General features: G+C 32.7%; 28 protein-coding genes. All 28 read right to left on the bottom strand.

All coding sequences use genetic code 11. The features are described from left to right. Positions 1 to 24: 24 nt before the first annotated feature. Complete coding sequence (locus T367_RS0114870; protein ID WP_027420562.1) at positions 25 to 606, bottom strand: Crp/Fnr family transcriptional regulator; 582 nt, start codon at positions 604 to 606, stop codon at positions 25 to 27. Positions 607 to 703: 97 nt separating this feature from the next. Continuing rightward, entirely contained in the window at positions 704 to 1,324 is a 621-nt protein-coding gene (locus tag T367_RS0114865) for a hypothetical protein (protein WP_027420561.1), read from the bottom strand. A 72-nt stretch (positions 1,325 to 1,396) separates the two neighbouring features. Next, positions 1,397 to 1,984, bottom strand: a complete 588-nt coding sequence (locus tag T367_RS0114860) for a hypothetical protein (RefSeq protein ID WP_027420560.1) — start codon at positions 1,982 to 1,984, stop codon at positions 1,397 to 1,399. Positions 1,985 to 2,090: 106 nt separating this feature from the next. Then, positions 2,091 to 2,642 carry a hypothetical protein gene (locus T367_RS0114855; RefSeq protein ID WP_027420559.1) on the bottom strand — a complete coding sequence of 184 codons (552 nt, stop codon included), beginning with the start codon at positions 2,640 to 2,642 and terminating at the stop codon, positions 2,091 to 2,093. Positions 2,643 to 2,758: 116 nt separating this feature from the next. Then, entirely contained in the window at positions 2,759 to 3,178 is a 420-nt protein-coding gene (locus T367_RS0114850; protein WP_027420558.1) for a nuclear transport factor 2 family protein, read from the bottom strand. 310 nt (positions 3,179 to 3,488) lie between these two features. Beyond that, complete coding sequence (locus T367_RS22595; protein WP_262485461.1) at positions 3,489 to 4,208, bottom strand: tRNA-uridine aminocarboxypropyltransferase; 720 nt, start codon at positions 4,206 to 4,208, stop codon at positions 3,489 to 3,491. Positions 4,209 to 4,333: 125 nt separating this feature from the next. Next, a complete protein-coding gene (locus tag T367_RS0114840; RefSeq protein ID WP_157454259.1) occupies positions 4,334 to 4,717 on the bottom strand; it encodes a hypothetical protein in 384 nt (127 codons plus the stop codon). Positions 4,718 to 4,730: 13 nt separating this feature from the next. Further along, on the bottom strand, positions 4,731 to 5,270 hold the full coding sequence (locus tag T367_RS0114835; RefSeq protein WP_027420556.1) for a hypothetical protein: 540 nt from the start codon (positions 5,268 to 5,270) through the stop codon (positions 4,731 to 4,733). Then, entirely contained in the window at positions 5,267 to 5,722 is a 456-nt protein-coding gene (locus T367_RS0114830) for a hypothetical protein (protein WP_157454258.1), read from the bottom strand. The genes T367_RS0114835 and T367_RS0114830 overlap by 4 nt, the downstream gene beginning before the upstream one ends. An 89-nt stretch (positions 5,723 to 5,811) precedes the next feature. Continuing rightward, a complete protein-coding gene (locus tag T367_RS0114825; RefSeq protein WP_027420554.1) occupies positions 5,812 to 6,348 on the bottom strand; it encodes a hypothetical protein in 537 nt (178 codons plus the stop codon). Positions 6,349 to 6,561: 213 nt separating this feature from the next. Beyond that, on the bottom strand, positions 6,562 to 7,284 hold the full coding sequence (locus tag T367_RS0114820) for an SMI1/KNR4 family protein (protein WP_027420553.1): 723 nt from the start codon (positions 7,282 to 7,284) through the stop codon (positions 6,562 to 6,564). Between the two features lie 99 nt (positions 7,285 to 7,383). Beyond that, complete coding sequence (locus T367_RS0114815) at positions 7,384 to 7,944, bottom strand: hypothetical protein (RefSeq protein ID WP_157454257.1); 561 nt, start codon at positions 7,942 to 7,944, stop codon at positions 7,384 to 7,386. An 863-nt stretch (positions 7,945 to 8,807) separates the two neighbouring features. Beyond that, on the bottom strand, positions 8,808 to 9,797 hold the full coding sequence (locus T367_RS0114805) for a hypothetical protein (protein ID WP_157454256.1): 990 nt from the start codon (positions 9,795 to 9,797) through the stop codon (positions 8,808 to 8,810). Positions 9,798 to 10,019: 222 nt separating this feature from the next. Further along, positions 10,020 to 10,742, bottom strand: coding sequence for a DUF6090 family protein (locus T367_RS24115; protein ID WP_051568581.1), 723 nt, complete (start codon positions 10,740 to 10,742; stop codon positions 10,020 to 10,022). A gap of 346 nt (positions 10,743 to 11,088) precedes the next feature. Further along, positions 11,089 to 13,071 (bottom strand): elongation factor G, encoded by a 1,983-nt coding sequence (locus T367_RS0114795; RefSeq protein WP_027420549.1) that lies wholly within the window; start codon positions 13,069 to 13,071, stop codon positions 11,089 to 11,091. Positions 13,072 to 13,178: 107 nt separating this feature from the next. After that, positions 13,179 to 13,802 (bottom strand): porin family protein, encoded by a 624-nt coding sequence (locus T367_RS0114790; protein ID WP_157454255.1) that lies wholly within the window; start codon positions 13,800 to 13,802, stop codon positions 13,179 to 13,181. A 91-nt stretch (positions 13,803 to 13,893) separates the two neighbouring features. Further along, on the bottom strand, positions 13,894 to 14,475 hold the full coding sequence (locus T367_RS0114785) for a YdeI/OmpD-associated family protein (RefSeq protein ID WP_027420547.1): 582 nt from the start codon (positions 14,473 to 14,475) through the stop codon (positions 13,894 to 13,896). Next, on the bottom strand, positions 14,472 to 15,467 hold the full coding sequence (locus tag T367_RS0114780; RefSeq protein ID WP_027420546.1) for a hypothetical protein: 996 nt from the start codon (positions 15,465 to 15,467) through the stop codon (positions 14,472 to 14,474). The genes T367_RS0114785 and T367_RS0114780 overlap by 4 nt, the downstream gene beginning before the upstream one ends. Before the next feature lie 323 nt (positions 15,468 to 15,790). After that, on the bottom strand, positions 15,791 to 16,756 hold the full coding sequence (locus T367_RS0114775; protein WP_027420545.1) for an alpha/beta fold hydrolase: 966 nt from the start codon (positions 16,754 to 16,756) through the stop codon (positions 15,791 to 15,793). 150 nt (positions 16,757 to 16,906) lie between these two features. Next, complete coding sequence (locus tag T367_RS24110; RefSeq protein WP_051568580.1) at positions 16,907 to 19,234, bottom strand: leucine-rich repeat domain-containing protein; 2,328 nt, start codon at positions 19,232 to 19,234, stop codon at positions 16,907 to 16,909. A 250-nt stretch (positions 19,235 to 19,484) separates the two neighbouring features. Next, positions 19,485 to 19,934, bottom strand: a complete 450-nt coding sequence (locus T367_RS0114765; RefSeq protein WP_027420544.1) for a hypothetical protein — start codon at positions 19,932 to 19,934, stop codon at positions 19,485 to 19,487. Next, positions 19,931 to 20,908 (bottom strand): hypothetical protein, encoded by a 978-nt coding sequence (locus T367_RS0114760; RefSeq protein WP_027420543.1) that lies wholly within the window; start codon positions 20,906 to 20,908, stop codon positions 19,931 to 19,933. Before T367_RS0114760 ends, T367_RS0114765 begins: the two co-directional genes overlap by 4 nt. Positions 20,909 to 20,917: 9 nt before the next feature. Further along, positions 20,918 to 21,889 carry an alpha/beta fold hydrolase gene (locus T367_RS0114755; protein ID WP_027420542.1) on the bottom strand — a complete coding sequence of 324 codons (972 nt, stop codon included), beginning with the start codon at positions 21,887 to 21,889 and terminating at the stop codon, positions 20,918 to 20,920. Positions 21,890 to 21,900: 11 nt separating this feature from the next. Continuing rightward, entirely contained in the window at positions 21,901 to 22,701 is an 801-nt protein-coding gene (locus T367_RS0114750; protein WP_027420541.1) for a metal-dependent hydrolase, read from the bottom strand. 257 nt (positions 22,702 to 22,958) lie between these two features. After that, on the bottom strand, positions 22,959 to 23,456 hold the full coding sequence (locus tag T367_RS24105; protein WP_027420540.1) for a DUF2867 domain-containing protein: 498 nt from the start codon (positions 23,454 to 23,456) through the stop codon (positions 22,959 to 22,961). 122 nt (positions 23,457 to 23,578) lie between these two features. Next, positions 23,579 to 24,706, bottom strand: coding sequence for a hypothetical protein (locus T367_RS0114740; protein ID WP_027420539.1), 1,128 nt, complete (start codon positions 24,704 to 24,706; stop codon positions 23,579 to 23,581). A 16-nt stretch (positions 24,707 to 24,722) separates the two neighbouring features. After that, the gene (locus T367_RS0114735) at positions 24,723 to 25,223 is read right to left on the bottom strand and encodes a carboxypeptidase-like regulatory domain-containing protein (RefSeq protein WP_157454254.1); all 501 of its coding nucleotides are present in this window, start codon (positions 25,221 to 25,223) and stop codon (positions 24,723 to 24,725) included. A gap of 40 nt (positions 25,224 to 25,263) precedes the next feature. Beyond that, a complete protein-coding gene (locus T367_RS0114730; protein ID WP_157454253.1) occupies positions 25,264 to 25,605 on the bottom strand; it encodes a hypothetical protein in 342 nt (113 codons plus the stop codon). Positions 25,606 to 25,615: the final 10 nt, after the last annotated feature.

Here is a 25,615-nt window from a genome sequence, read left to right as displayed (position 1 = left end):
AAATGAATTGCCATTTGATATTAATCAAATGTAGTTTAGCTTTTTTCTTATCCTACTTAATGTTTCAAGTGTAATCCCAATAAATGAAGCGATATGTGTCAATGGAACTCTCTTATTGATATTGGGATGACTGGCTAAAATATTTTCATATTTCTGTTCTGCAGAATGGAATTGCATTGAAACAATCCTTTCTTGTTGACTGAGCATTGTTTTCACAACAACAACTTTAGTTAATCGCTCAAAATCAGGATGCAAATGCTCTAATTTCTCAATATTCGATCTTGAAATTTCTAATAATACGGAATCTTCAAGAAGTTCAATAAAATGTGGACTAGGAACATTTAAAAAAAAACTATTTATCGAACTTATAAAGTCATTTTCAAACGCAAACCAATCCGAAACATCCTTTCCATCTTTTAAATAATACGCTCTTGCACAACCCTGAATTATAAAATATGTTTTATCTGAAAACTGCCCTTCCCTCACCAAGGTTGAATTCTTTTCTAACTCCAGAATTTTAGCATTATTTGATAACTCCAATTTGCATTCATCACTCAAAAATGAATACTGATCACTGATTATATTTACTACTGAATTTATATTCATGAATGGTTTTCAAAATGATAAGCGACCAATAAATTTATTCCGTTAAACATATTCCCGCGCTATATCATTGCTCTAAAATAACGAATCCATTCAAAACTTAGCTGATCCAACCACCAGCAGTATCGATAAGTTTCCATTTCTTACGTTTTTTTTTGTAAATATAAATTGCACCACTTGCATTCAAAGCGCCAATATATCTCACCTGTTCAATTATTGCCCATTTTCCATTTTTAGAAAATAAAGGATAGCTATAAATTGAAGTATACTTATGACAACTTGATAAACTTCTAAACCCAATTGCATTAATTCCTATTTTATCTAGACTGTCAATTTTTTTATCAAGTATTTCCAAATCACTAATCGAATCTAAATGGTAGGTTATTTTGAATAAACTATCCGAAGTATGGTAGTCTTTGTAGATTAGAATTCCTAGAGAATCTTTTGATATTACACGTTTCGCTCGGTCGACTTTTGAAACATCCCAAAGCTTCTTTTTTATTCGAACAGCTTTGTTTTTAATTGATAACTCATCAACGATCTTGTTTGGCATTATAGACTTCAATTCTTTTACGATCTCAGCTCTTAATAATAGATCACTCTTCTCTACCAGCAGAAGAATTGAGTCATAATTTTGGACTTTTTCTATTGAAATTATTTCATTTAGAAAATCTTCATCCACATCTTGCGCATAGATTGCAAATGAAAAAAATATTATCAATATTGTGCGTGTAAAATTATTCAATCGGCTCTTTATTTTTGAGTTGTTCACTGATTTAACACCATTTAGTAATTATTTCTTTATTGATTCTTGATAGCGTTTCCCAATTACGTGCTGTGCGATTGGAATATCGGCTTGGTGACATAGTTTTCTAAAAACATCCATAGGAATATAGCTAACATGCTCTGGTATTAATCGGTAATGGTTACAATCAAAACAAATTGAGAAATGTCCAACTATTTCTTCTTCATCATTTTTTAATACTAAACCATGATGCGGATCAAAACATCCAGAAACCAATTCTTCCATAAAGTTAGTTTGATTTAATAAATTCTTTTTGAAATCATCAAAAGTTGATTGGGGCAACTCATAGGTTAACGAATCGATAACTGTTGCGTTCAATTTAAAATCTTTATCTAAAATTAAATTTTTAACTCTACGATCTGCTTCAGGATAATAACAATATAAAGTAGCAGATGCTATATTTTGCTCAGACCAATAATTGTTGATAATGATTGAATCTTCGACTATGACAGCTTTATTCAGAGTATCAGTATTCGTTATCAAACTATCCAAATTTTCTAATTCATTTATTTTTGAAGTGTCTGATTGATTACAAGCATAAAATGCAAAGATTAAACAAAGGTAGATCAGTTTCATTTATTATGTTTATAGTTTTTTTTACTTGTCAATTAGTGGATTATAAGACACTAAATTCTTATTGAACACAGCCCCATATTCCTTCAGTGAATTGTAGAAGATAACGTTACTTAACTATTCTAGCGTACTTGTGGGATAATTCTGAATATAAATCCCCAACTCGGAAAAATGTTATGGTTTTAAAATTGGACCGAACTGGTTTATGATCATACTCCCCACGCGCATTAAAATAACGAATGCGTACTACTTTTTTTTCTATAGAGTCAATCGGTCCTATTTGAAATATGTCCTCATCTTTATACCTCCGTTCAATAATTATTGGTAACCCTTTTTCTTTAAGTTGTTTAAACATTCTCTCCATTGTACTTAGACTTATCGTTTTTAGATGTTTAAATGATTCTTTGAGAATGCCTTCTTTTTCCATTATTTCTTGCAAAAATTTTTCATTTTTAGTTCGTTTAATTTCATAGATATCTTTTTTACGAATAACTACATAACCATCACTTCGGAAGTCATGAAAATCAAGCATCATTACAAAATCTTTATTATGATCTAGCACAATTCCACTAAAGTGTGTAATGGCAACATCATCAGCATCTGAGATGTAGATTTTTACGAACTGCTGTTTCTTCTTGAGTTTGGTAAGTCTATTATTCATATCTAAGGATTCTGTTTCGTTATTTTTTTTGAGTTGCTCTATGACACATCAAGCGTACTTACTATCTCATTTTGATTCTCCATAACACTTTCCTATTATAGATTACATCATTCGATCTATTTCGCGATTTTCTTTTTCAGGGAACGAATTATACTTCCCAAAACAGGAATGTTTTCATAGAATAACTCTCCCGCATCAAAATAATCTCTATGACTAATTATCTTGTCATCAATTACCAATACCGATATTCCGGAAGCTTTAACATTATTTTTAGGGCGCTTTAATTGAAGATTTAACTCCCAACTTAAATAAACCTTATTATCTACGACAGATTCATCCATAAATTGAAATGAGCCTGCATTTAAATTATCATTCAATTTTTTAAAATATTCACGGAGATTATCAATTCCATTTATAGCGTGAATAGGATCTTTAAAAATGATCTCATCTGCGTAAAACTCATTCAGCATTGAAACATCACCTAAATCCAATTCGATGAAATATGCTTTAAACCTTTCGATTATTTCTTTATTCATATCAATTCCTTTCCCTAGTGCATGTTCCCGCTTTGAAGTATTGTTTTTCGGCGATATAAACCTTTTCCTCAGTTAAGAAAATGCAATTAAGTTGTTTTATCAAATATAAGTTTTCTAATTAAATACTATTAAGTAACTGATTATTAATACTGAAAAAAGAAATTTGAATTTTGATGGGGAAATGGTTTCGTTTTCCGACAATAAGCTATAATACTTATCAGTGATTACATAAGTTCGCAAAAGTTGGTAATTAGAAGTTCGTTACTTCAATTTATGATCTAATCAACATCAAAAAAATCATCCACCCCTCCTATTCTAAAATAATATTTCTTTCCTGCCTTTTCCTATAAGACGTCTTAGGCAGTATCTCTTTGTTCACTATTGTAGGATCGTTTGAATTATTGGCATTTAGCATATATGCGAGTTGATATGCAATCATTTTTTCAAAAGGCATCAGGAAATCTTTCGTTTCACAGTTTTCAACGCCACCTTCGTTCAATAAATTCAAGACAGTATAAACGGATTCAATTGTACTCAAACAGAGCGGTTCTGGCTGCTGCTTGATAATGAATTTCGATTTGATTTCATTGTCAAAACTCACTCGTTTTAGATCCTGTAAATTCGTACTTAGCTTCAACATTTTTCGGGCACAGGGCCACGTTCCATCAAGAATGAAAATGTGTGGGTTTTCACCCATAAACGAATTAATTTCTGCACCTTTTCTAACTGATAAGTTGAAACTACATTTTCCTGGATAGAGTAAAAATGAAGCCGCATTTTCTTGATTCAATATTTCATTAACACGATCATTATCCGTGAAATCGACACCCACTATAATTTCCGAGTTTTCAAGTTGAAGCCTCGTCATATGCCCGGTTCCGTTTTTTTCTTTTTTGTACTCCATTGGGTGCATCAAAATAATAAAACGCGTCTTGGTCTGGGCAGGACTGATGAATTGGCAAATACATGTACTTGAAGGCCTCATGCATTTGTAACATTGAATTTTTGTTTTTTTTATTTCTACTTGCAAGTTATTGATTTCTTTAATTTTCTAATTGGCTATACGGTCGAATAAAATTATACATTTTTCTTCGTTATCCGAGAGGTTGACTGAAAGTTGATGGTGAACATCTACTTAAACCTAGAATTTCTTTTTTAGTACCAGCCCATTAATGTCATTAAACCAATTGGGATAAATACAACAGCGAAAATTATTTGAATAGTTAGAATTGTCAAAAGAGAAGCTCTTAAATACTTCTTTTTATAGGGAAGATTTTTAAATGGGAATAAAGCCACTAAAGCTCCCAGTAAAAATCCTAAAATATTAAAGCCTAATAAGTTCGCATTTAAAGCTGCTAGAAAATTATCAGCAGTACTTCTTGGGCCTTTTATTAGAAGTCCAAAAAGTATGGTATTAATAACGATTAACACCAAAATCCTTACGAGATATCTTTTTGCGTCCGTTTTAAGTTTCTCGTCAATATTTCCTGTTAATTCCTCGTCTAAGATCTCATTATTATCCATTTTCTCTTTTTTCAAAAGATTGTGTTTTTTAATTTAAATAAAAGATGGTTTTCTTCCTTTCACGCGAGCAAATTAGAATTACTTCTCTTTGGTCAGTAGAAGCTGGGCCAAGATACCATTGATATTGAGTCAACTTTAAGGTTTTATTATTATAGATTCCTTTAGAATATGCCATATAACTTCCATTGTAATGAAAAAGGTAGCAAGTATCGGTGATGAAGTTTTCTGATCCTTTCCATTTGTATTTGATTATGAATAAACTATCCGAATATGCATATGTTTCCATTCTAATATCACAACTGTCAGTACAATTAGGAATTGAAAGGTCGTTATCGATTTTTCCACCCGGAATATTATTATCAACTAGAAACCCTTTTGCTTCTCCACCTCCAGTTTCATAAACATTATAGAAAATCATTAGAGCAGTAATACTGTCATTATTTATTTCTTGAACCAATTTTGTTTCAGTTAAAACTGAGTCTAGATATTTCCAAGTATCATCATTCTCTTGTCCAAATCCAATTTTACCCCAAATAAATACGATGAAAATTATTAGTATCTGTTTCATTTTTTATTTCTACTAAGTCGAATTTCGTGGTCCGAAAAAAAATCTATATTCCAAAAATATTCCTTGAGTATCGGTTCTTCCCCTCCATGAAAATAATTATATTCCACTAACATAAAGAGTTTATCTTCTCTTATTTCGAATTCAAGTAAGGTTGGTAACCATTCACCTACAGGGCAGTTTATAAAAAAAATATAATTCGTAACAGCTCCTGTACTATCAAGTACGAAACGTTCTGTCTCACGGTATTCAGAATACTTCTCTATTTTTTCTATGGAATATCTCATTCCAATCGTATCTATTTCTTCAAGCGGAGTAATTTGTATTGTATCACTACCATATGAACCTTTTTTGAAACCTAATTCTACACCATAGAATTGACTCAGATTGTGTTCTTTTTGTGCAAATAATGCAAAGACACTCAAAACGAAAACTATTGTTATTCTAAATTTCAAATTTTATTTTTTTAAGATTTGCGGCTTGGCTAAATTTCCGCGCTGTAAGGTACGAAGTGGTATTAAGGTTTAGGTTTTGATTGCAGTTGTTAGAATATTCTAATTCTATTAATTTTAGCTTCAGTTGTATCAGTACTACTCATGGTAAAATAAAAGTTGTTGTATGTTATTTGAAGACTAAGGCCTCCTTTTTCTTGTTTAAAATACATATTTGGTTCATATGATCTTGACGGTTTTCTTTTGTCATTATTGAAGTATGGTTGACCTAACACTTTGCTAAGGTCGCCATATGTGCTACCTATTCTTATCCCATCTTTAGTTTTACATGGACATCCTTCGGTTAGTACAATATCATTAATTATTTTCTTTCCCTTTTTCCTTTCTGCATAAAATATTATCCCTTGATTTTCAGAAGTTTTACTAAACCGATAATTTCCAAATATTTCCAGCTCCACAGAGTTTTGCCATTCCTTAGCTGAACTCATTGCCCCGAAATCGTCCTTTACATCTTTAAGCAAAGATGAATCAACGATAATATTATTTAATCCTTTATTGGTAATTGTGCATTCTCTCTCATGTGGAGATAAGAAAATTGCTAGTATCGCTATAGTTCCAAATAATTTCATGTTATTACTGTTAAAAACCTAAGATCAAATATATGTATGTTATTCCTTTTTTATAAATGGATCTTATTTAGGACTTAGATCGTTAGTTTTTAACCAAATATAATGTTTCTATTTTAGGAAACAGCAAAGTTAAATACGAGATAATTTAGGTAACCTTAAGGTATTTGGGTGAAGCAGCGGCTATTGCGGAGCGGAGAAGTTAGGTCTCTGGTTTTATTTTTTTCTTCCGAATAATCTTGATAGAAATCCTTGTTTTACTTTTTTCTCTACAATCCAAATCGGTTTATCTGTCGGTCTTAATATTTTAGTATTAGCACCAGATTTTCCCCAAGGAAACCCAGCTTTTATTGGTTCGTTTGTCAAGTCAGCAACTAGGAAAATTTCAGGAAGTTGAATTTGCCCATTTTCAAAATCATATTTTTTTTGGTTCTTTTCCATAATTCCGACTTTATCAGTCCAAATTTCCATCACGGTTTGTTCGTGAATTACGTCAAGAATAGATTCATTTCCTTTTTTTCCATATTCGTCAATCTGTTCAATAAATTGACTTAAATTTTCGGAATGTTTTACAATAACTGCTGGGTCGTGACAAACATAATAAACTGAATTCCAATTTCCGTTTGCGTCAATGTCAAGAATCCAAAAATTTCCAAATCCATCTCCAGCAAGTTGGATTGAATTAGGAAACATTTCTTCAAAACCAAAATGTCCAAATGAGTCAAATCTAACTTCTTCTAATCCGAAAAATTCAAAACCTTTACTGAACTTTAAAAGTTCTTCTATTTCAGTAGGAAGAAAATTGTTTGGTAACTGTTTTTTATATTCAGTAATTTCTAAGCTGGTCATTCCATCCAACAATTCTACTTTATATGAATCTCCATCTCCGGATTTGTATTCGTTATTTAAAATAGATTCTAATTTTTGCTTTGGATTCATATTTTGAATTGAAAGTGTTCAGCTTGTGCCTAACAACCTAATACCGTTTGAATAAATATAAGCATTTATGCTGTCGGCCAGCCTTTGGCGGGCTGATATTTATTTTGTGTTATGTACTTTTTTACCCTGTTTTAGTTGGTTTTCTAGTGATCGTTTTTGTAAGTCACTCAAATGATTGATTTCTATCTCTAGAGTTTCATTTCGAGTCGAAATAAGCAGTTTTTCAGGAAAAATCTGAAAAAAATCATCATTTTCAATTATTATATTTTTATTCCCATAACGCAATTCACCCTTTTTTGTAATTATCAATACTTTTTTCCTTGCCACATATGCAAAAAAGAGCCATAATAAAGAAAACCCGATGTTAGAATTGTAAGCGGTAAAAATATAGTCTCCTTGATATAAATCTACTAATCCCATAATCAGATATATAGTTGAAAGGATTCCAAATAAATAGATTTGAGGGTAATTCATATTGATTGTGGGAAATCTATTAGATACCTTCCAGTGAATTTTATTTACTATAACAAATAGTATAATAAGAGCAATTTGGAACGGTAGAGCAATATAATCATCATTTCCTTCGTACCAATAAATTGCAAAACAATAGCCGAATACAAGTAATGTCAAAGCAATTTTTAATATATTATTTGCATTCATTCTTTCCATTTTATCGAACACTTTTTTCAATCGCAATCTTATCAATTTAATATTTGAAACAAACATTCTCATTTGAGATAGTTTCACAGTTTGTTACTTTTGGATAACTACGCATATTGTACATAACTCACAACTATCGGATACTCCATTTCTTTAAAAAATCTTAGATCGTTAGGTTTTAACCAAATATAATGTTTCTATTTTAGGAAACAGCAAAGTTAAATACGAGATAATTTAGGTAACCTTAAGGTATTTGGGTGAAGCAGCGGCTATTGCGGAGCGGAGAACAACCGAAAGTCTAATTGTCGAATCAATGCATATGACTTAAGTATTTAAACACAATAATAGCTAATGCTAGCATTAATCCTGTCGTCAATAGAAACCCAATTCCAATCTTGTTGTACTTTCGATTGAAAATTAAAACTATTCCTAAAATTAACATTAAGAAAAAATACCCAAGTATAAGATAATCATTATGAATAAAGTAAATAACAGTTAATGCTAAAATATTTATCAATATTGTGATAAACGTACTAGAATATTTGCTCATTTTGTTTGTCATTTTTTTACTAAACCCCGCTTTTCACTTCGCGAATTTTAGGTGAAATCAACCGAGTTCATACCGCTATTATTTTGCATTTTAAACTGTTATAAGTACTTGTGGTGCAGTTAGCGGTTAGTATAAGAATATTAGCGGATTTAAAGTAGTGAAGTTTCAAGCTTCCACCAAGCCAATTCTGTGAATTGGCTCGTATATTTTCCGCCTCGATTCAATTCGCAGAATTGGCGTACTCTTAATGGAACTCGAAACTTTCTTAACCCGCAATCTAGCTATGTTTTCTTATATAGTGTTAGCAATATTTTTAATCATCGTTTGGGTAAATGTTTTCCATTTTGTTCAATTCTTCTACATTTCCTACGGCTATGAATGTTCCAATTGCTTTATCAAAATAGGATCTAGGGAGGTAGGTTTTAAACTTGTTATGAAAATCTTTATTCGAGAATATCCTTATGACATACTCTTCATAACAATCATTTCCATCATAAGAACCGCACATTTGATATCTGCCAATAGTTTCGACTTTGTAGTCATCAGTTGGGTATTGCATATAGATGTTTTTATAAATTTCTTGCTCAGTAATTTTTTCACCAACTGCTGAAACTGTAAACTCAAAATCCCCCTCGTAGTTCATCCACATGTTAGAGGTGCTATTGCTTGTAATAATAGGAATGTTGTTTTCTATTGTGTATGAATGAATCTCTTTGGCCTTTTTATGATCAGTGACAAAATATTTAATAAATGATAACTCGTTTTGCTCGTTCAAAAATTTGTTCCATTCCGACTTATCTATGATGTATGAGTATTGGTAACTACTTTGATATATTCTCACATTATCCTTGTTAGAGATAGTATCTACATAATAGGTTTTGTAATTATAAGTTTTGTCAAGGAAATGGAGTAGGATATTTCTTTCAGGGCAGCAACAATATCCAGTTTTTTCTCCTTTTGACAAAAGTTGATTGAAGCCTTCTACATTTATGTCAATTATTGAATTAATTGAAAAGGGATAAAAGTCATAGGTGGTTTTCTTTTCCAAATTTCGTTTTTCGTAGGGAGATGCAAGAATTCTACTGCATGAATAATCCCTTTTAAACTTTAACTCACTTCGTAATTGATTAATTGTTTTAATTTTCACTAGACTATCCGCATGGATTTTCGTTTCAGTATTGTTTTGATCTATCGCAATTTTTATTGCTTCAGAGCTTTGGGTAGGTTCTTTTTCTTGGACCTCACTTTTACAAGAGGTCAAGCACGTTAAAAGTATTAATATGAATGAGTTTAAAAATTTCATTTTTATTATTGATAACGGTCTTGTGTACGGAACGTAGCGTATAAAAAAAACGCTAATTTTTCGGATAAACACAGAGCCGAATTTTTAGATTTTGTTTTTAACTTATCATTTTTAAAAGCCAAATTTAAAAATTTGGCGGTCTTTGCAAATAAACACAAACCTATCGATTTAGCACTTACTAGCTATATTTTATACACGTTATTGTGCTTTCGTTATTTTTAGCTATTGTTCTAATTCTTTGTCAATTTGAGAAATAATCCCCTTAAGGCTTTCCTGGTTTATTACAAATGTTCTCCAATAATAAAAATTCTTTGATTGAAAATAAATATTAAGATCAGCAATTAAATACTCATCCGTTAAATCTCTAATGTTTTTATATGGTTTATAAGCTATTATATGAGCATATTTATAATTTAAATCAGATGATTCCTGTCTCAAGATTTCAAATAGATTTTCATTGGTAGGTGCATTAAAAGTATAAAACCTTTGAATATTTGAATATAAGGTGTCATTTATTATAAGGTCAGAATTGCCATCAGCAATCATTGCATCGTAGGCACTTGTACTTGACCGAAAGGGCATATCATATCCAAATAACTCCGAATAAGATATTTTGCTAATAGTATCAAAGCCTACAAAGGAAGTTATTTCTTTTCGAGGATTAAATGAAGGTAAAACCTTTTTAAAATACATAATCTCTCTTCCCCAATAAGGTTTTAATTCTTCGATTAACTCTAAATCTTTAAACATATCTGAACGAATTTCTTTCAAAATAGTGGTTGCTTTCATTTTGCCCTTTTGAACTTCATTCCAATTATTAATCTGCAATGCAATCAAAATTCCAATTACCACAAGAAAAATTTCTCCGATTGCATAAATCAGATACTTGCTGAATTTATTTTCAGCGAGTAGTTTTTGTCTAATTTTTCTAAAGAATTTTATCATTAGTTAGTGGTTGGTTATAATGAAGTACAACGTACCAATATCAAAATTATGTGTGATATTCCTTTTATATGAACTCCCTTCAGTATTCATTTGTAAACGCTTGTAAATATTTGTAAAACGATAAAAAAAAATCAAGTCAGGTTGTTTTATCAAATATAAGTTTTTCAATTCAATATCGGTAAGTCGCTGAGCATTAATAATAAAAATATATTAGAAGGGCGAGGAAATGGTTAATATTTGAGGTTAAATTGTCAAACTAAGAAATGCTCCGGATTAGAATCGAGATTCATGGTAGCGGGATAAAACTGCTATTCGGTACATAAATTCAACATTCAATCCCTCAAAATTACCGTTCGTCTGCTTTAAAAGCGCCGCGCATATGCAGAATCCATCGCGATTCATCTAGCGGTGAAACGCCTTTATAACCTCGAATTTTATCTGGTGTTGTGGTTGTTTTTTCATAACCATCCAAAATCAATTTTAATCGACCTTTACCTGAAGTGGTCGCATTAAATTTTATCGAATAATTCATGGCTTCTGCAACTGAAACACGTCCTGATAAGGTAAAAAAGTCATGTTCGAAAACTGGCGCATCAATCATCGCCTTCATTTGGTTTAAGTCACTTGCAATTGGTCCTAATAAATCTTGATTGGCCTTGATTTCAAAAGCATACATCGGCTCTATTAAATCTGAGCCCGCATTTTCTAATCCTCTGAGTACGCCCATTGGTGTAGCCAATAAAAAATCACCAGGATTGGAATGCACATTGTGCTCACTCCCTTCAATCAACGTTATGGACAAATCTGTTACCTCATAACCATGAATGCCTTGTTTTAACGACCAAGGAATGGCGCGCTTGACTTCGTTTAAATACTTATTGCTGATGTCACTCGTTCTAACTTTCGAATCAAATGAAACACCACTTCCTAAGGGTGCCGGCTCTATTAAAAAGGTCATAATGGCCCAACATGGTTTTGGCATCCAATACCGAACATAACCTTCTGCTGAAGTTGCCGGTGTTTCTTTGTAAATGACTTTTGGTTGGTGGAATTCGGCCTCAATTCCCCATCTTTGAATGAGGTTCTCTTTTAATACCTCTGTTTGAATGGGGCCTAATATTTTTATGTGGAATTCTTTATCTTCTTTAAACCACTTAAAGTCCAAAATCGGGTCTTCAATATTCAAGATATCTAAAGCTTCTCCTAGTTTTTGATAATCTTTTTCATCTACAGCAATGACTTGTACACCAAGTACGGCTTTACTGATTTTTGAAAATTCATCATCGAGATTTTCTATCCCTAAAACATCGCCAGAATAGATAATATCTGAAGTGGTAATCACCCCTATCTCACCTTGCTCTAATGTTGATATTTGAATTAAATCGCCAAGATGCGGTTTATAAATCTGGTTAATTTTAATGTCTTTGTCTAGCGATTGCGAACGAATGACGTCCTTGCTTTTTAGTTGTTCTCCATACGACTTTATATAAGCCAACTTCCCTTTTTTCTCATCGAAAGTCACCTTGAAAACTTTCGACGCCTGCGTTGTATGGTAATTTTTTGGTCGAGGAATTAAGTTCGATATACTATTTAATAATTCGTTTATACCTAACCCTAATTTTGCACTTCCGAATAAGGCTCCATAAAGCGCTCCGGATTTTATTTTATCCTTTCCTCGCTTTAAAACCTGACCTAAATCAGCTGTTTCTCCTTCGAGATATTGTGCAAGAAAAGCTTCGTCACATTCTGCCAAATTCTCCATTGAAGTATCTAGAATGGTTGTTTCTTTATATTGAGCGCAATCCACAAAATCGATTAATTTAGGCTGACCTGGAAGACTTAAATCAGGATAATTCAAAGCAAAAAGTTTTGCGCCTAAATCTTTCTGAAACTCCATAAAAACGCGTTCAACATCAACCCCTGCTCGATCGATTTTATTAAAGAAAATAATCACTGGCAAGCCTCGTTCGACCAAACTCTCCCATAAATTAAGGGTATGTGCCTGAACACCCTCTTTCGCTGAAACGACCAGAATCACGCCATCTAATATTGAAAGCGAACGATCAACTTCTGCCGAAAAATCAATATGTCCAGGAGTGTCGACCAGCTGGAATTCAATATCCTCCCAAACAAAACTAACGGCTGATGCTTTGATAGAAATGCCTCGACTTTTTTCCATCGATAAATCATCCGTAATAGCAGAACCTTTATCTACACTACCCAATGATGACGTTGCACCTGAATGATGAAGCAGTGATTCTGTAATTGATGTCTTACCCGCATCGACATGTGCAAGAATTCCGATAGTTAATACTGTTTTGCTTGGCATAAATTTGATCGTGAAGAAGCTAATCAATCTTCGTTATTGTAAAGGACTTTTATAATTGAATACCTATTTTAAAAGGTTATGTTCTTATTTCTTGAGTAAAGCTGTTTTTATTTTAAAATATACCTCCCTGTTAAAGCGAGTCCGCAATTATACTCCCCTTCTGAGCCAAAAAACCAGCCAATTGGAAAATTAAAATTTGAATTGACCTCAGCGCCAAGGATCCATTTTTCACTTATCGCATACTCGTAACCTACGGCAGTATGAAAACTAAGACTTGTAGGTGCATAATTCCCTGAACTGAAAATAACATCGTCAAAGCCCTCCGATTTACTAAACATGTAGAAGGATAATTGAGGTCCTGCACTAATTGTTAGTCCAGGAATAAATGATTTTAATTTATATGTAGTGATAATAGGAATTGAAAGTAAAAATATAGTCGATTCGTGCATATAACTGTTCACAATAGTATTGGAACCGTCAACGATATATTCATTCCGCATATCTTGAAACCCATATTCATTCCACCGAATGCCTGATTGTAGGAAAAAATTGGAAACACCTAATCGATGTCTTAATTCTATGCCTGCATTATAACAAAAATTCGATTGAGCAGTCTCTGAAAAAAGCGTATTACTCATACAATATCCAATATGCGCACTCATCGACATCCGTTCATCTTGCGCAAATGCATTTAGATTAAGGAACATGATTATAAAGAGTAAATACTTCATATAAAAAGGTTGGTCTATTAATTTAATACAAATTTGATTCTTACAAAAATAAAGGAATTGATTGACGCAGGAAGTTTTTAAAAAATGGTTTTTACCCAAAGTGTTTTGGTTTTTTGCCCATGAGCGCTGCGCTTACGATCTCCGAGATTCTTTTCTCTCTCGTTTCTGTTCTTTTGGCACTTTTCACCCAATACAACATGCCTTTTTTAATTGAATTCGAATGGTTTTCATAAAATTCCATCGCTGCGGGATTTACATTCAGTGCAATTTTGAGATCCTCAGGCATGACCAAATTTTCAATATCATCCAAAATATTCCACGAACCGTTTTCTTTGGCAATTTTAACACTTTCCTCACCTGCCTCGAACATCAATCCTTTTTCGGTTAATTGCTCAATTTTTTCTTTATTAATTCTCGACCAATTGCTCTGCTTTTTTCGTTTACTGAAATATTGCATATACTTTTCATCGTCAATCGTCTTTTTGGTGCTATCAATCCATCCAAAACAAAGGGCTTCATCCACTGCTTCACTCCAAGTCAGTGTATCCATATTCGTTGACGACCGATAATAAATAAGCCAGATAGACTGTTTTATTTCATGATGTTTTTCTAACCATTCCCGCCATTCCTCAGGGCTTTTAGGACAATATGTTTCTAATTCTTTTTTTGTCATTTTGATTGCTTGGTCAATATTATTTTCCTGTAATTCATTGGAATTTCCATGGAGATTGTCGAATCATTTAACCACGAAAGGTCAATACAGCTGCACTCACTGGAGTCATTTGGTACTTCAATTACTAAAAATCGATTCATCATGTCTTTCCAATATTTAATATTCTCCGTTCTCCCAAACTGGTTTATTATCAGTTCATCTTTCTTAAACGTTACACTACCGATGGAATCTTGAATTACTAAAGTGCCGCTTCGGTCGAAACAAGGAAGTAACGCTAAAACATCGCCCCCATTTGACATTTGCCATTTGCCTTCTAAAACATGTTTAAATTGACTTAAATCAACCTTTTTAATCGATCCTTTAAAGGTTGACTCTTTATATAACTGAATCTCTGTTTTAAAGGAGTCCACTTTTGTAATTAGATAAGGTATTTCAAATTGACCTATAATCACAAGAAATTTCAACTTTTTATAATTACTAATATACCAACGATGCATCCATCCATTTCCGGTATGATACTCATTAATTCTCATTAATAATCCACCATCAACAAACTGTATAGTGTCTTTCCATTCATTAAAAGTAAATTCATAAAGGTCTTTATCGAATTCTGGCATAGGTGATTCGCGAATTTCTACTTTTTTATAAACGATAAAAGTATTATTGGGTCTAAACACAACAAAACTATCTTTTTCGATTGATTCTATTCTCCAGGACTCTTCTCCATAATGAACCGTATTATTCGAAAAACTAAACTCATAAGTAACTGCAGTGTCCCTAGATTCACCATTAAATTCGTGGAATGTTTTAATATGGATTTTATTATTTTCAAATTCAATTACTTTTAGTCGGACGCTTTGAACAGTGCGTATAATATCCGATTCATCTTGAAATCCATAGGACGCGATCCATATACCTTGAAGTTTATCTGCAGGATTATTACAGGAATTAAATACAACAAGTATTAATAGAAAATTTATAAGTTTTGACATCAATTACAAATAACGGTAAATTGAAACAGTCTATTTCGTAGATTATCGATTTTTTTTTGTGAAAAGAAAGTTTGCCATTCAATTATTGATTAGCTTTTACCCCCATATAACACCGTTTATATCAACATATGAAATTTGAAGTATTCTACATTAGACAAAATACGAAGATTTTAAGATTGTATTCTTGGTTTTAAACAAAAAATCGCAGACCTTTTACCGAAGTAAAAATTGGTATGCGATTCTGAATGCGTAAGTATATGTTATTGTAAATAATATTCAAGGGGCAAATCAGTTGATTTCTTTATCCTCGAAACATTTTACAATTATTTGACTGCTTGCTTCTCCAACCATTTTAGAATAATCTGGTTTGTTTCTTCAGGTTTTTCTTGCTGAATCCAATGACCACAATCCAAATTGACCACTTCTACATTTGGCACAAAATCTGCTAAATTTTCAGCTTTTACTATTGAATCCTTCTCTCCGTATATCATGAGTGCCGGTTGTTGAATAATTGGATCTACGTTAGCTAATAAATGCCAATTTCTATCGAGGTTTCTATACCAATTTACACCACCGGTGAATCCTGATGCTTTAAAGGCGGAAACAAAAACTTCCAATTCGATTTCACTCATTATTGGTTCGCCAATTGGTTGCTCAGCTTGTGCAATATTGATCATCATCATGCCAGGTTCTGGTGCTACAAGAGGCAGGTTCTTTCTGTACATATTGCGTAGAAATTGGTGAGTATTCTCTTCAAATATAGCGTCTGCTAAACCTGGTTGTCTATTGAAATGAACGAAATAGAAATCCCCGCCGAGCATTGCTTCCATTAATTCAATCCAAGGTTTATCCCAACGCTCTTGGTAAGGAACGCTTAAGTTTATCAATTTATTCACCCGTTTTGGATGTAATATTGTCAACCACCAAACGACCATTGCCCCCCAATCATGTCCAATAAAAGTAGCCGAATCATATCCAAAATGATCGAGTAGTCCAACAAGATCACCTGTTAAATGTTCAATATCATAGGCCGTAACTTCTGTTGGGCGAGATGAATTTCCATACCCTCTTTGATTTGGGATGATGACATGATAACCTGCGGCAACAAGTGCAGGTATTTGATGCCGCCATGAAAAGGCATGCTCTGGCCAACCGTGGCATAGTACAATAGGATTACCTTCATTTTCTTGCCCTGCTTCAAAAACTTCTAATGTTATGCCATTTACAGAGATTAAACTGGGCTTAGGAAAATCATTTGGATTATACATCACATTCAATTCTTTTGTCATTTTTACTTTTTTAATTATTAATTGAGACAAAATTATGCGTGACATATGACAACCCTATGTCAACAGGTTTAAAAACACTTGACATTGGTAGAGTTTTCTCTATTTTAGCTTTGGAGCTTTTTCAACCTCAGCCGATGCAACGAGAATAAATCAATTCCCTTCGTAAACGCTTAACTCATTATAAAACGCTTCAAAGGTTTCATAAACAACATCAAATTGGGTGGTATAATCAAAAATTACAACAGGATATTTAGGGGAACTTGTATCTACAAACAATACATATTCACAGAAAGAATCAAATAATTGAACCCTTTCTAAATCAACCGCAGCTAAAGCAACATATTGGGGGAATCTCACCAATAATTCTTCATCAAAACTCTTCATTTCGAGCATCTCTAACATATCGTAAAAGGAATCAAATTCATCTAAACGAAAAGTCATGTCGCCAAATTCTAAAGGATCTCCAATTTCACAAGTCATCCCTTGTGGTTTTTCTTCTAATGCTTGAAATTTCAGATAACATTCCTTGTATCTAGCAAGATCTGCATCGGATATTACTTCTTCTTCAATTGGAATATTATTCCCTTCGTGCTTTAAATCACGCAATTTCGGAAGGTTTTCAAGTGGCTTAATGTCTACGATTTGATTATTATCAAGCATAAGAATTTCTAGTCCCTCCAAATTCTTTAAAGCATCAATCGTTTTAATTTCATTGTCATTTAGACGAAGTGAATAGAGCCCAGCCATATTTTCGATCGGCTTTAAATTTGAGATTCTATTTTCATTTAATTTTAGATAAGTTAGATCTATAGAATGTTGAAGAAAGGAAATATCCTCAATCTCATTATCACTCAAATTTAAATCAATTAAATGCGTTTTATCTTCTAATCCTGTACCATCCGAGATCTCATTCGATGATAAATCCAATTCAGTCAGTCGACTTAGATCTTTTAAGGCTTTTACGCTTGTTATTTCATTGGTTTCAAGATTTAGATTGTTCAATAAAGTGAGCTTCGCCAATGGTTCCAAGTCGGAAATTTCATTCTCGCTTAAATTTAAGAACTGCAAATCGTGTAAAGGCTCTAAAAAGCTGATATCCTCCAATTCATTGTCAGATAGATCTAATTTTCTGAGACTTGATAAGTTCTTGATAAAACTAAAATCTTCTATATCTGTTGATTCTAAAATCAAAGAAGTAAGACTTGTTAAACCTGATAATGGTGCTGAATCGTCCAATGAATTCGAAGAAAGATCGAGTGTAGTCAGTTCAGAAAAGCCCTCTAAAAAAGCGATATCTGTGATTTTATTATTCGATAAGTCTAAGTGTTTTAGTCCTTTTAGAGGATCAAAGAATTCAAAGGTCTTAATTTTTGTATTTTTTAGTATTAAGGATTCAAGTTGAAGTTGGCTCAAAAAACTAAAGTCGGAAATTCGTGTTCTTTCTAAATTCAAAGAGGTGAGCTTTGTTAAGGCTGCTAAAGGTGATGAATCAGTGATTTTAGTTCGAGATAGATCAAGTGTTGTTAGCTCGGGTAAAGATTCTAAAAACGCCACATCCTCTATTTGATTCCTAGACAAATTGAGGTGTTTAAGCTCCTTCAAACTTTCAAAAATTTCAAAAGTCACAATATTAGCATCGCTAAGGCTTAAGGATTCAAGTTGCATTTTTCCTAAAAAATTAAAATCAGAAATTTTAGTTATGCCCAAGTTTAAAGTTGTCAATTTTGTTAAAGCTTCGAAAGGCTTTGAATCATTGATTGCAGTGTAAGATAGATCAAGTGTCGTTAGCTGCGGCAAATGATCTAAAAAGCTCAAATTCTCGAAACTATTCATCGACAAATTAAGCGCTTTTAGATGGGGTAAGCTTTCCGAAATCTTCACCTCAGTGATGTAGTTCCTCGATAAATCTAAGTGCCTTAGCTGGGTTAAGCCATCTAAAAAATTTACCTCCGTTATTTTGTTCATCGGCAATTCGAGGTGCTGTAACTCCTTTAGATGTGCTAAAAAACCAAAATCATTATTATATGCTCCTTCAAGTGTTAACGATTCAAGGTTAAGTTTTTCTAAAAAGTCAAAATCCTTCAGCCTATCTTCATAACGAATGGACAGCGATTTCAATTTGGAGAGTTGCTCCAAAAATGTGAAACTTGTGATTTTATTTTCTTTGAACTTCAAAACGGAAAGATTTGGTAGACTTGCCAAAACCTTAAAATCTTGAATCTTACAATACGAAAAATCAATGCTTGTTAAATTCGGTAAATTTGCTAAAGTTTTTAAATCACTTGTTTTTATGCGATTTAAACTTAAAGTCTGCAAATTTGATAATTCGTTGATGAAATCAAATTCTGAAAGGTCTTCGCCTGAAATATTCAGATAGACAATCTGTCCTTTATCATTGAGGCGAAAACTATTATTGTAAGGTGAGTTCTCTTTGAAATTTGCATTCTCTAGACGTTCTATTGCTTTTTTATCTGACATATTTCTTGACTGATTTTTATATTACTTTCTCCTTTTAAATCAATTCACATCAAAATATCAGTGCGTTATCACGAATAAGTATTTGTAAATAGCTAAAAAGAATTCAAATTAGGTTAACAAATTGTATGACTCAAATATAAGTTTTCCTATTTGACTTTGGTAATTAATTGAACATTAAAGGGAATCGTGCTGTATTGAAATAATTTGCGGGGGTTGGACTTCTATTCTAGAAATTAAAAGAAGTTATTCTTTAAAAATTGCTCCAATAAGCTTTATTGATCGACTTTAATTGGTCAATGGTAATTGTTTTGCCATTTTCGTCCTTGATTTTTATACCTGCTGCTTTTATGCAAAAATGTCCACCGGGTGTTAAAAATATGCTGTTGTGCTCGTGACAGTTCACCTCAACATGATTATCAACAACTTTGGCTCTAATTAATTCAAATTCACATTTAGATATTACGGGTAAAGCTTTTACTATAAGACTTTCTTCCTCCTGATTTGTCCAAGGTATATATTCGAATAGATTTGTTCCGTTCAATTCTAAATAAAAGTTTTCGAATTGAGGAGAGATCAATTCAGCCAGATATTTGCAAGATACGGTGATTGACAATAAATTATTATCTAGTTTGCAAGACACAATCCCACCATCGTGAAAAATGGAGAAAACGGTTGCGATATTTTTTAGTTCCTGCTTCAAGGTTGCGCTAACAAATAAAGATAGTTTGCTTCTCTTATATTTTGACCTTCTTTTTTAGCATACTGATTCAAAGAAAAGGAGCTGACTTTCGTCTTTTTACCATCCTCTCCAATCATTCTTCTTTTTCCTCGTTTTGGCCGATGATTCAGTACAACTTTATAATCACCATTCTTAAGCTGTTGATACAATAATGTTCTTCCCCAATATGCCATATTTTCATCTTGCTTATAATTTGGATCGTTATAGGCATCTCCTAAAACCCTATCTAAAATTAGATGCTCATCTATCAGCCAAAGGCCGTGATTATAAGTCGGTGCTGAAATGATTGCTTTTATCTTATATCGACCGCGCTTTTTAACCTTCAGCACTTTCACTGTTGTTATAGCATCATTGAAGGATAGAAAAAGGTCTACAAAATCGAAATTGGAAGAATTACAGCGTTTAATTTTTGAGAAAAGTAAATTCGCTTCTTGGTATTGGCAATTGTAGAACAGTCCTTTAGCGGAATCTAAAAGATGACAACACGAATTTTTATACGAATTATAATGATCATGGCAATCGTCTGAATTGGATTGAAAGCCATTAATCATACCGAGCGTATCAACATAAATATTCTCATTACAGTTATTTATACCTGGCAAATATTTTACGCCGTTCCGCATGTCCCAATCAAGACGCATTAATGTATAATCGTTTTCGTCTTGTAAATCATTCGAATTTAAGATGCGCAAGTTAATTGTTGAAAGCATTTTAATATTGCCCAAAGTATCTTGGAACGGAATGACATGACCATAATATTTGCCCACCTCAGCAATTCCTTCAAATTTTCTGTAGGTATCCGCATTATTATCAAAAATAATTGAGTTTTTATAAAACTTGAATGTTCCATGTATATCAGTATAAATAGTATCAACCTGGCCAAAAGTTGAACCATAATTGAATAGTATAAGGAATGATATTAGGAGAGATTTCATGATTCCCTTTTATTTTAATCCGTTTTTATCTAGAAAGGTTAAAATCAATTCAGCAATTTCCCTTGTTTTTTCTTCTGCTGCAAAATGACCTGCATCCAGCAGGTGTAATTCGGCATTCGGCAAATCACGCAAATATGCCTTGGCACCGTCAGCATTAAATTTCATATCTTTTTCACCCCAAACAATCAATGTTTTAGGCTGATTATCCTTTAGCATTTTTTGCCATTCAGGGTATTGAATTAAATTGTTATTATAATCTTGAAAAAGTTCAACCTGAATTTTTCTATCTTTTTCTGAATTTAAAAAAGCCAAATCGTGGGTCCAAGCATCAGGACTTTGAATGTTTGTATTTGCAGAATCAATATCGAATAGATACTGTTTATTGATGACGGCATCCGCGCCTGTAATACTGTATAAAAAATCATACTTTTCTTTTGAATTATCTGATTGTGCTGTTCTGAAAAAATCTTGCCTATTGGGCGTTAAACCATCAAGATAAGCATTGGCATTTTGCACGATCAATGCATCAATTCGTTTGGGGTCGTTCATCATCATTCTATATCCTACAGGAGCTCCAAAATCTTGCATATACATTATAAAGTTTGAAATGTCCAACTTATCTAAAAGCTGAGAAGTGTAATCGGCTAATAAATCAAATGTATAATCGGTCGAATCAGGATCGAGGTGATCACTGTAGCCCGAACCTAAATTATCTGGCGCTATCACATGATAATGAGTCGATAACATCGGTATTAAATTACGGTACGAATGGGAAGAAGAAGGATAACCGTGCAATAAAACAAGTGTTGGATGCTCTCGACTTCCTGATTCTCTATAAAATATTTTTACGCCATCAATCGTCGCATAATTATAGGTAGTACTTGGCGGCAAGAAGAATTCTTGTGCGATAGTCTCATCATTCGAATGCTTACATGCAATTATTGAGATCGTTAATAAAGTAATTATCAATATTTTTTTCATTCGTAGTTTGATTAAAAATTCAATGGTATCTTATTGTCTATCGCGGTCATCACATTAAATAATTGGGGACCTAGTATTTCTTTTTGAAGCTGTTTTGATTGTTCTTCTAACTTATCATAATCAACCGTATGACCAGTATAAGCAAAATCAATTGGTCGTGTATTTACTTGATATAAAAACAATGATAATCCAATTAAAAAAATACCGATACTAGTCTTCATTTTCAGGTGATAATACTGCTTTGGAATACCATTTATGAGCAGGTTTAAAACGATTACACTGAAAATAATTAAAACTAAATCGTAATTATTCCACCACCAAATATTACCAAAACCACCAATATAAGTCGAACTGGGATAAAATAGATTAACACCTCCCCAAACACTTGCGGGTGTTGGCATATCTTCTAATAAATGGCATAAGAAACCGAAAAAGAAGGCCAAAAATGAGAATTTTTTACTTTTCACAAATCCCAGAACCTTGTCCCGATTGAAACTTTTCTTTTTAATACCATGCATTAGGATTGCTATAAGCATTAAAAGTATTGGTGCAAATATAGAATGCAGTGCTGCATGATGAGAATACCAAAATTTACCAAAATAAATTTCCTTTCCTGTATGTTCTAATCCTAAGAATGCGCCAATAGTAGTATCAAATTTAGACCACAATGAAATTGCATCAAAATCGGGTAAAGCTCCTCCCAATCCTCCGACAAGAATAATTAACGATTTTCTTTTCCACGAACCATTAGAAATAGTTGCACAGACAGTTCCAACTGCTATGCCTGTTAGTGTATGTGAAATGATGTCCATTTAATTAATTAACCGCTATGGTTTCCACTTGGAATGGCTGTGAAAAAATATCCAATCAGTCCATTTTCAAGTGCACGTTTAAAGTTAAACATTTCAGGTAGAAAATTCTCTTCACTATATTTATTGACATGCTTTTATTCTCTGAATGTTGGAATTCTAATAATTGTACGCGCAAATTCGAATAAAAAACTTAGAAGGTTACGCTAATATTCGTTCTTATCTAATTTAAAATTCAGTAGAAAGGTGCTGCTATTCGCTTAACTTTTCTCTTCCCGATAAGCGTTCCTCACCATTCTTTTTACAATAATTCGATGGAATGGTTTTATTATTCCCATATAAATTTTCCCTTTCCTATTATTGTATTTGACAAGTGTTATCACCTTACAATTATAAAGCTCCTTATCTTCATTGGTCAGGATAACTCTAAAATTTAAATGCTTATCGTCGGCTCCTAAAACAACCTCATTTTTCGCAATCGAATAAATCTTAAAGAATTTCACGTAGCCGCCTACTTTAAAATCCTCATTATAGTCGGCTGGTTTTTCTGTTTTTAGACCAATTAATCCAGCCATTTTATTTCTTAATTGAAACAATGATTCAATCCAAACCGGTGTTGTATTAAAAATAAAATTTGTGATCTCCTCTATCGAATTTTGATGATTGATTGTTGAAAAAGTGTCGTTAAAATCAATCTTCTTTAGTAATTGATTCATCTTATCAGTCATTTGCGTACGCTCTTCCTTCACCTTTTTCATTTCCACTAATTTAGATCAAATATACCAAGATTTCTGATATTTAGGTCAAGTTTACTAATTATTTAAATTGATTTAGCACCTTTTTTACATGACTGATTCGCCATTCTTTCCTCAGCTCTATTTTATGCTGTAATCGTCAAAATAAAATACTTCAGTTCTTCTTGCATCCCTCTTCCATCGCCATCATTCCAACTCTTTTCTGTAAAAAATAAAAGCTCCTTTTCATTCAACCAGATTACGTCAGAAATATTCCCCAAATTGCCTACTATTGAAGTTTGCATCTTAAGATTGTATTTGCCACCTTCTTGCTCATAAAGATCTAAACGGGTATGGTATCCGTGCTCTTCTGAGTATTCAAAATTTTCGCAAACTGACAGCATTTTATTCAGGTTATTTGAAAAATAGGGCAAGCCATCAAGTTTGTTGGATAATTCCCCCGTTTCAATATCTCGAATAATTTTAGCAGAATCACATGTTTCATTATCAAATAGTAAATAGTGGCTCCATTCATATCCGTTATAATGAATGACGAATAGGTTAAGAATATCAATTTTCGACGTAAACGAAAAGGTATAATTGCCCCAATCATCATTCATATCTATATAATCCTTAAAAATCAATGTATCGTCACTGCAGTATACCTTCAAATGACCTGGTATCAAATTTTCGCCATCGGCTGCAACTACATTTTTTTCAGGAATATCTTCGAAATAATTACTGCTGATATGATCTTTACGATTTACACCACTTTTTAATGCATTGAATTTGGATTTCGTAATGGCGGTGAGCTGAATTTTACTTTCATCAATAATTGGATCTAGTTCTAGCGCATTAAGGTTACTGTTTTCGGTATGAAAATACATGATTGTGTCCTCATGAACGAGCTTAAACCAATTTCCACTATTGATTTCAAATTTAAATTCTTCACCCGCTTGTGTCAAAACACCACTGACGAAACATTCAGTATGCTCATATAATGAAAATTCATCATAACGAATTGCTTCACCATCATAAATCAGATTTCTCAGTCCGCGGTAGTTTGCACGCTCCCACCAGTCCTGACATTGACTTAGGCTATCATAATCAATACTTATGAATTCAGTTTTAAAATTTGTGTGGAATGAAACAATCTTATCTTTCAATAATGCGTCTGAATCAATGAATGAATCAGCAGAACTTATTGGCTGACTTGCTCCATTTTCAGGTGTTGTAGTACATGATAAAATGATAAAGGCCAATATTGTAATCATATAATGTTGCATGTTTTTAATCTCTTATTTTCAACTCTTCCGCTTTATTATTCAACTGTTTCTGACTTAATTTTTTATCACTTTTTATTTCATAAGTCACAAAAGCAGGACCGTCAGCAAGTTCTACAATAATATCTCTCATTTCTCCTGTTCCAATTTTTATAACTGTCTTTATTGAGGAATAACCAATGTGGTTTATATCGAAAATGTACTCACCAGCGGGAACAATCATTGAAAATTTACCCAATGAGTCGGTTGATTGATGATAAACCTCCCTTGTTGTTGTTTCATCTAAACTAATAATGACGTTGCGAATGGCTTGATTAGATTTTAGGTCAATTGTTTGACCAGATAAAAAAGCGACTGTAGTATCTGCAATTCCAATCATATTATTGCTTAAGAATCTACTTATTGCTGCTTCATGTGGAACGCAAATTTCATAAGTATATGGCCCCTTGATTGACGCGCACCCCAATCCTACACTCAGGATAATTATTAATATAAGTAATCTTGTCATTTTTTTGTCATATTGATTCCGTCTGAGACTCTTTTTTAATCTATGTATATTCTCTTATTATGGACTCCTTCAAAGAGATAAACACAATAAAAAAACAAGCCAATAACCACCACCAATAACCGATTAAAAGACCTTCGTATAAAGGTAAATAACAACATGTAGTAATAATAACAGCAACCAAATGGCCTGTCTTTTTTCTCAAACTAAACTTTTTATACCGGAATAAAGTTAGTATTGTAATGAGGTTAGGAATAATTGCAAATGGAATCAATGGTGAAATAAATAATTCATAACCGTAAATTGGTCCTCCATAAAACTGAACGGCAGGTAGCATAAAACTATAAGCATATAATAAGCCCATAATTACAAATAATGCTTTCACTAAAACATCC

Origin of the sequence: Crocinitomix catalasitica ATCC 23190 (genome assembly GCF_000621625.1) — a bacterium.
Classification (GTDB): domain Bacteria; phylum Bacteroidota; class Bacteroidia; order Flavobacteriales_D; family Crocinitomicaceae; genus Crocinitomix; species Crocinitomix catalasitica.
This window is presented reverse-complemented; position numbering and strand designations above follow the sequence as displayed.

What these genes read in the sequence shown, in the direction of transcription:
- T367_RS0114760 (WP_027420543.1), bottom strand. Translation starts at nt 20,908, where the DNA reads ATGAAATCTCTCCTAATATCATTCCTTATACTATTCAATTATGGTTCA.
- T367_RS0114775 (WP_027420545.1), bottom strand. Translation starts at nt 16,756, where the DNA reads ATGACAAAAGAATTGAATGTGATGTATAATCCAAATGATTTTCCTAAG.
- T367_RS0114750 (WP_027420541.1), bottom strand. Translation starts at nt 22,701, where the DNA reads ATGGACATCATTTCACATACACTAACAGGCATAGCAGTTGGAACTGTC.
- T367_RS0114735 (WP_157454254.1), bottom strand. Translation starts at nt 25,223, where the DNA reads ATGACAAGATTACTTATATTAATAATTATCCTGAGTGTAGGATTGGGG.
- T367_RS24115 (WP_051568581.1), bottom strand. Translation starts at nt 10,742, where the DNA reads ATGATAAAATTCTTTAGAAAAATTAGACAAAAACTACTCGCTGAAAAT.
- T367_RS0114825 (WP_027420554.1), bottom strand. Translation starts at nt 6,348, where the DNA reads ATGAAATTATTTGGAACTATAGCGATACTAGCAATTTTCTTATCTCCA.
- T367_RS24105 (WP_027420540.1), bottom strand. Translation starts at nt 23,456, where the DNA reads ATGAAAAAGGTGAAGGAAGAGCGTACGCAAATGACTGATAAGATGAAT.
- T367_RS0114795 (WP_027420549.1), bottom strand. Translation starts at nt 13,071, where the DNA reads ATGCCAAGCAAAACAGTATTAACTATCGGAATTCTTGCACATGTCGAT.
- T367_RS0114870 (WP_027420562.1), bottom strand. Translation starts at nt 606, where the DNA reads ATGAATATAAATTCAGTAGTAAATATAATCAGTGATCAGTATTCATTT.
- T367_RS0114855 (WP_027420559.1), bottom strand. Translation starts at nt 2,642, where the DNA reads ATGAATAATAGACTTACCAAACTCAAGAAGAAACAGCAGTTCGTAAAA.
- T367_RS0114785 (WP_027420547.1), bottom strand. Translation starts at nt 14,475, where the DNA reads ATGACAAAAAAAGAATTAGAAACATATTGTCCTAAAAGCCCTGAGGAA.
- T367_RS0114815 (WP_157454257.1), bottom strand. Translation starts at nt 7,944, where the DNA reads ATGAATGCAAATAATATATTAAAAATTGCTTTGACATTACTTGTATTC.
- T367_RS0114790 (WP_157454255.1), bottom strand. Translation starts at nt 13,802, where the DNA reads ATGAAGTATTTACTCTTTATAATCATGTTCCTTAATCTAAATGCATTT.
- T367_RS0114740 (WP_027420539.1), bottom strand. Translation starts at nt 24,706, where the DNA reads ATGATTACAATATTGGCCTTTATCATTTTATCATGTACTACAACACCT.
- T367_RS0114850 (WP_027420558.1), bottom strand. Translation starts at nt 3,178, where the DNA reads ATGAATAAAGAAATAATCGAAAGGTTTAAAGCATATTTCATCGAATTG.
- T367_RS0114860 (WP_027420560.1), bottom strand. Translation starts at nt 1,984, where the DNA reads ATGAAACTGATCTACCTTTGTTTAATCTTTGCATTTTATGCTTGTAAT.
- T367_RS0114820 (WP_027420553.1), bottom strand. Translation starts at nt 7,284, where the DNA reads ATGAATCCAAAGCAAAAATTAGAATCTATTTTAAATAACGAATACAAA.
- T367_RS0114780 (WP_027420546.1), bottom strand. Translation starts at nt 15,467, where the DNA reads ATGTCAAAACTTATAAATTTTCTATTAATACTTGTTGTATTTAATTCC.
- T367_RS0114805 (WP_157454256.1), bottom strand. Translation starts at nt 9,797, where the DNA reads ATGAAATTTTTAAACTCATTCATATTAATACTTTTAACGTGCTTGACC.
- T367_RS0114755 (WP_027420542.1), bottom strand. Translation starts at nt 21,889, where the DNA reads ATGAAAAAAATATTGATAATTACTTTATTAACGATCTCAATAATTGCA.
- T367_RS24110 (WP_051568580.1), bottom strand. Translation starts at nt 19,234, where the DNA reads ATGTCAGATAAAAAAGCAATAGAACGTCTAGAGAATGCAAATTTCAAA.
- T367_RS0114835 (WP_027420556.1), bottom strand. Translation starts at nt 5,270, where the DNA reads ATGAAACAGATACTAATAATTTTCATCGTATTTATTTGGGGTAAAATT.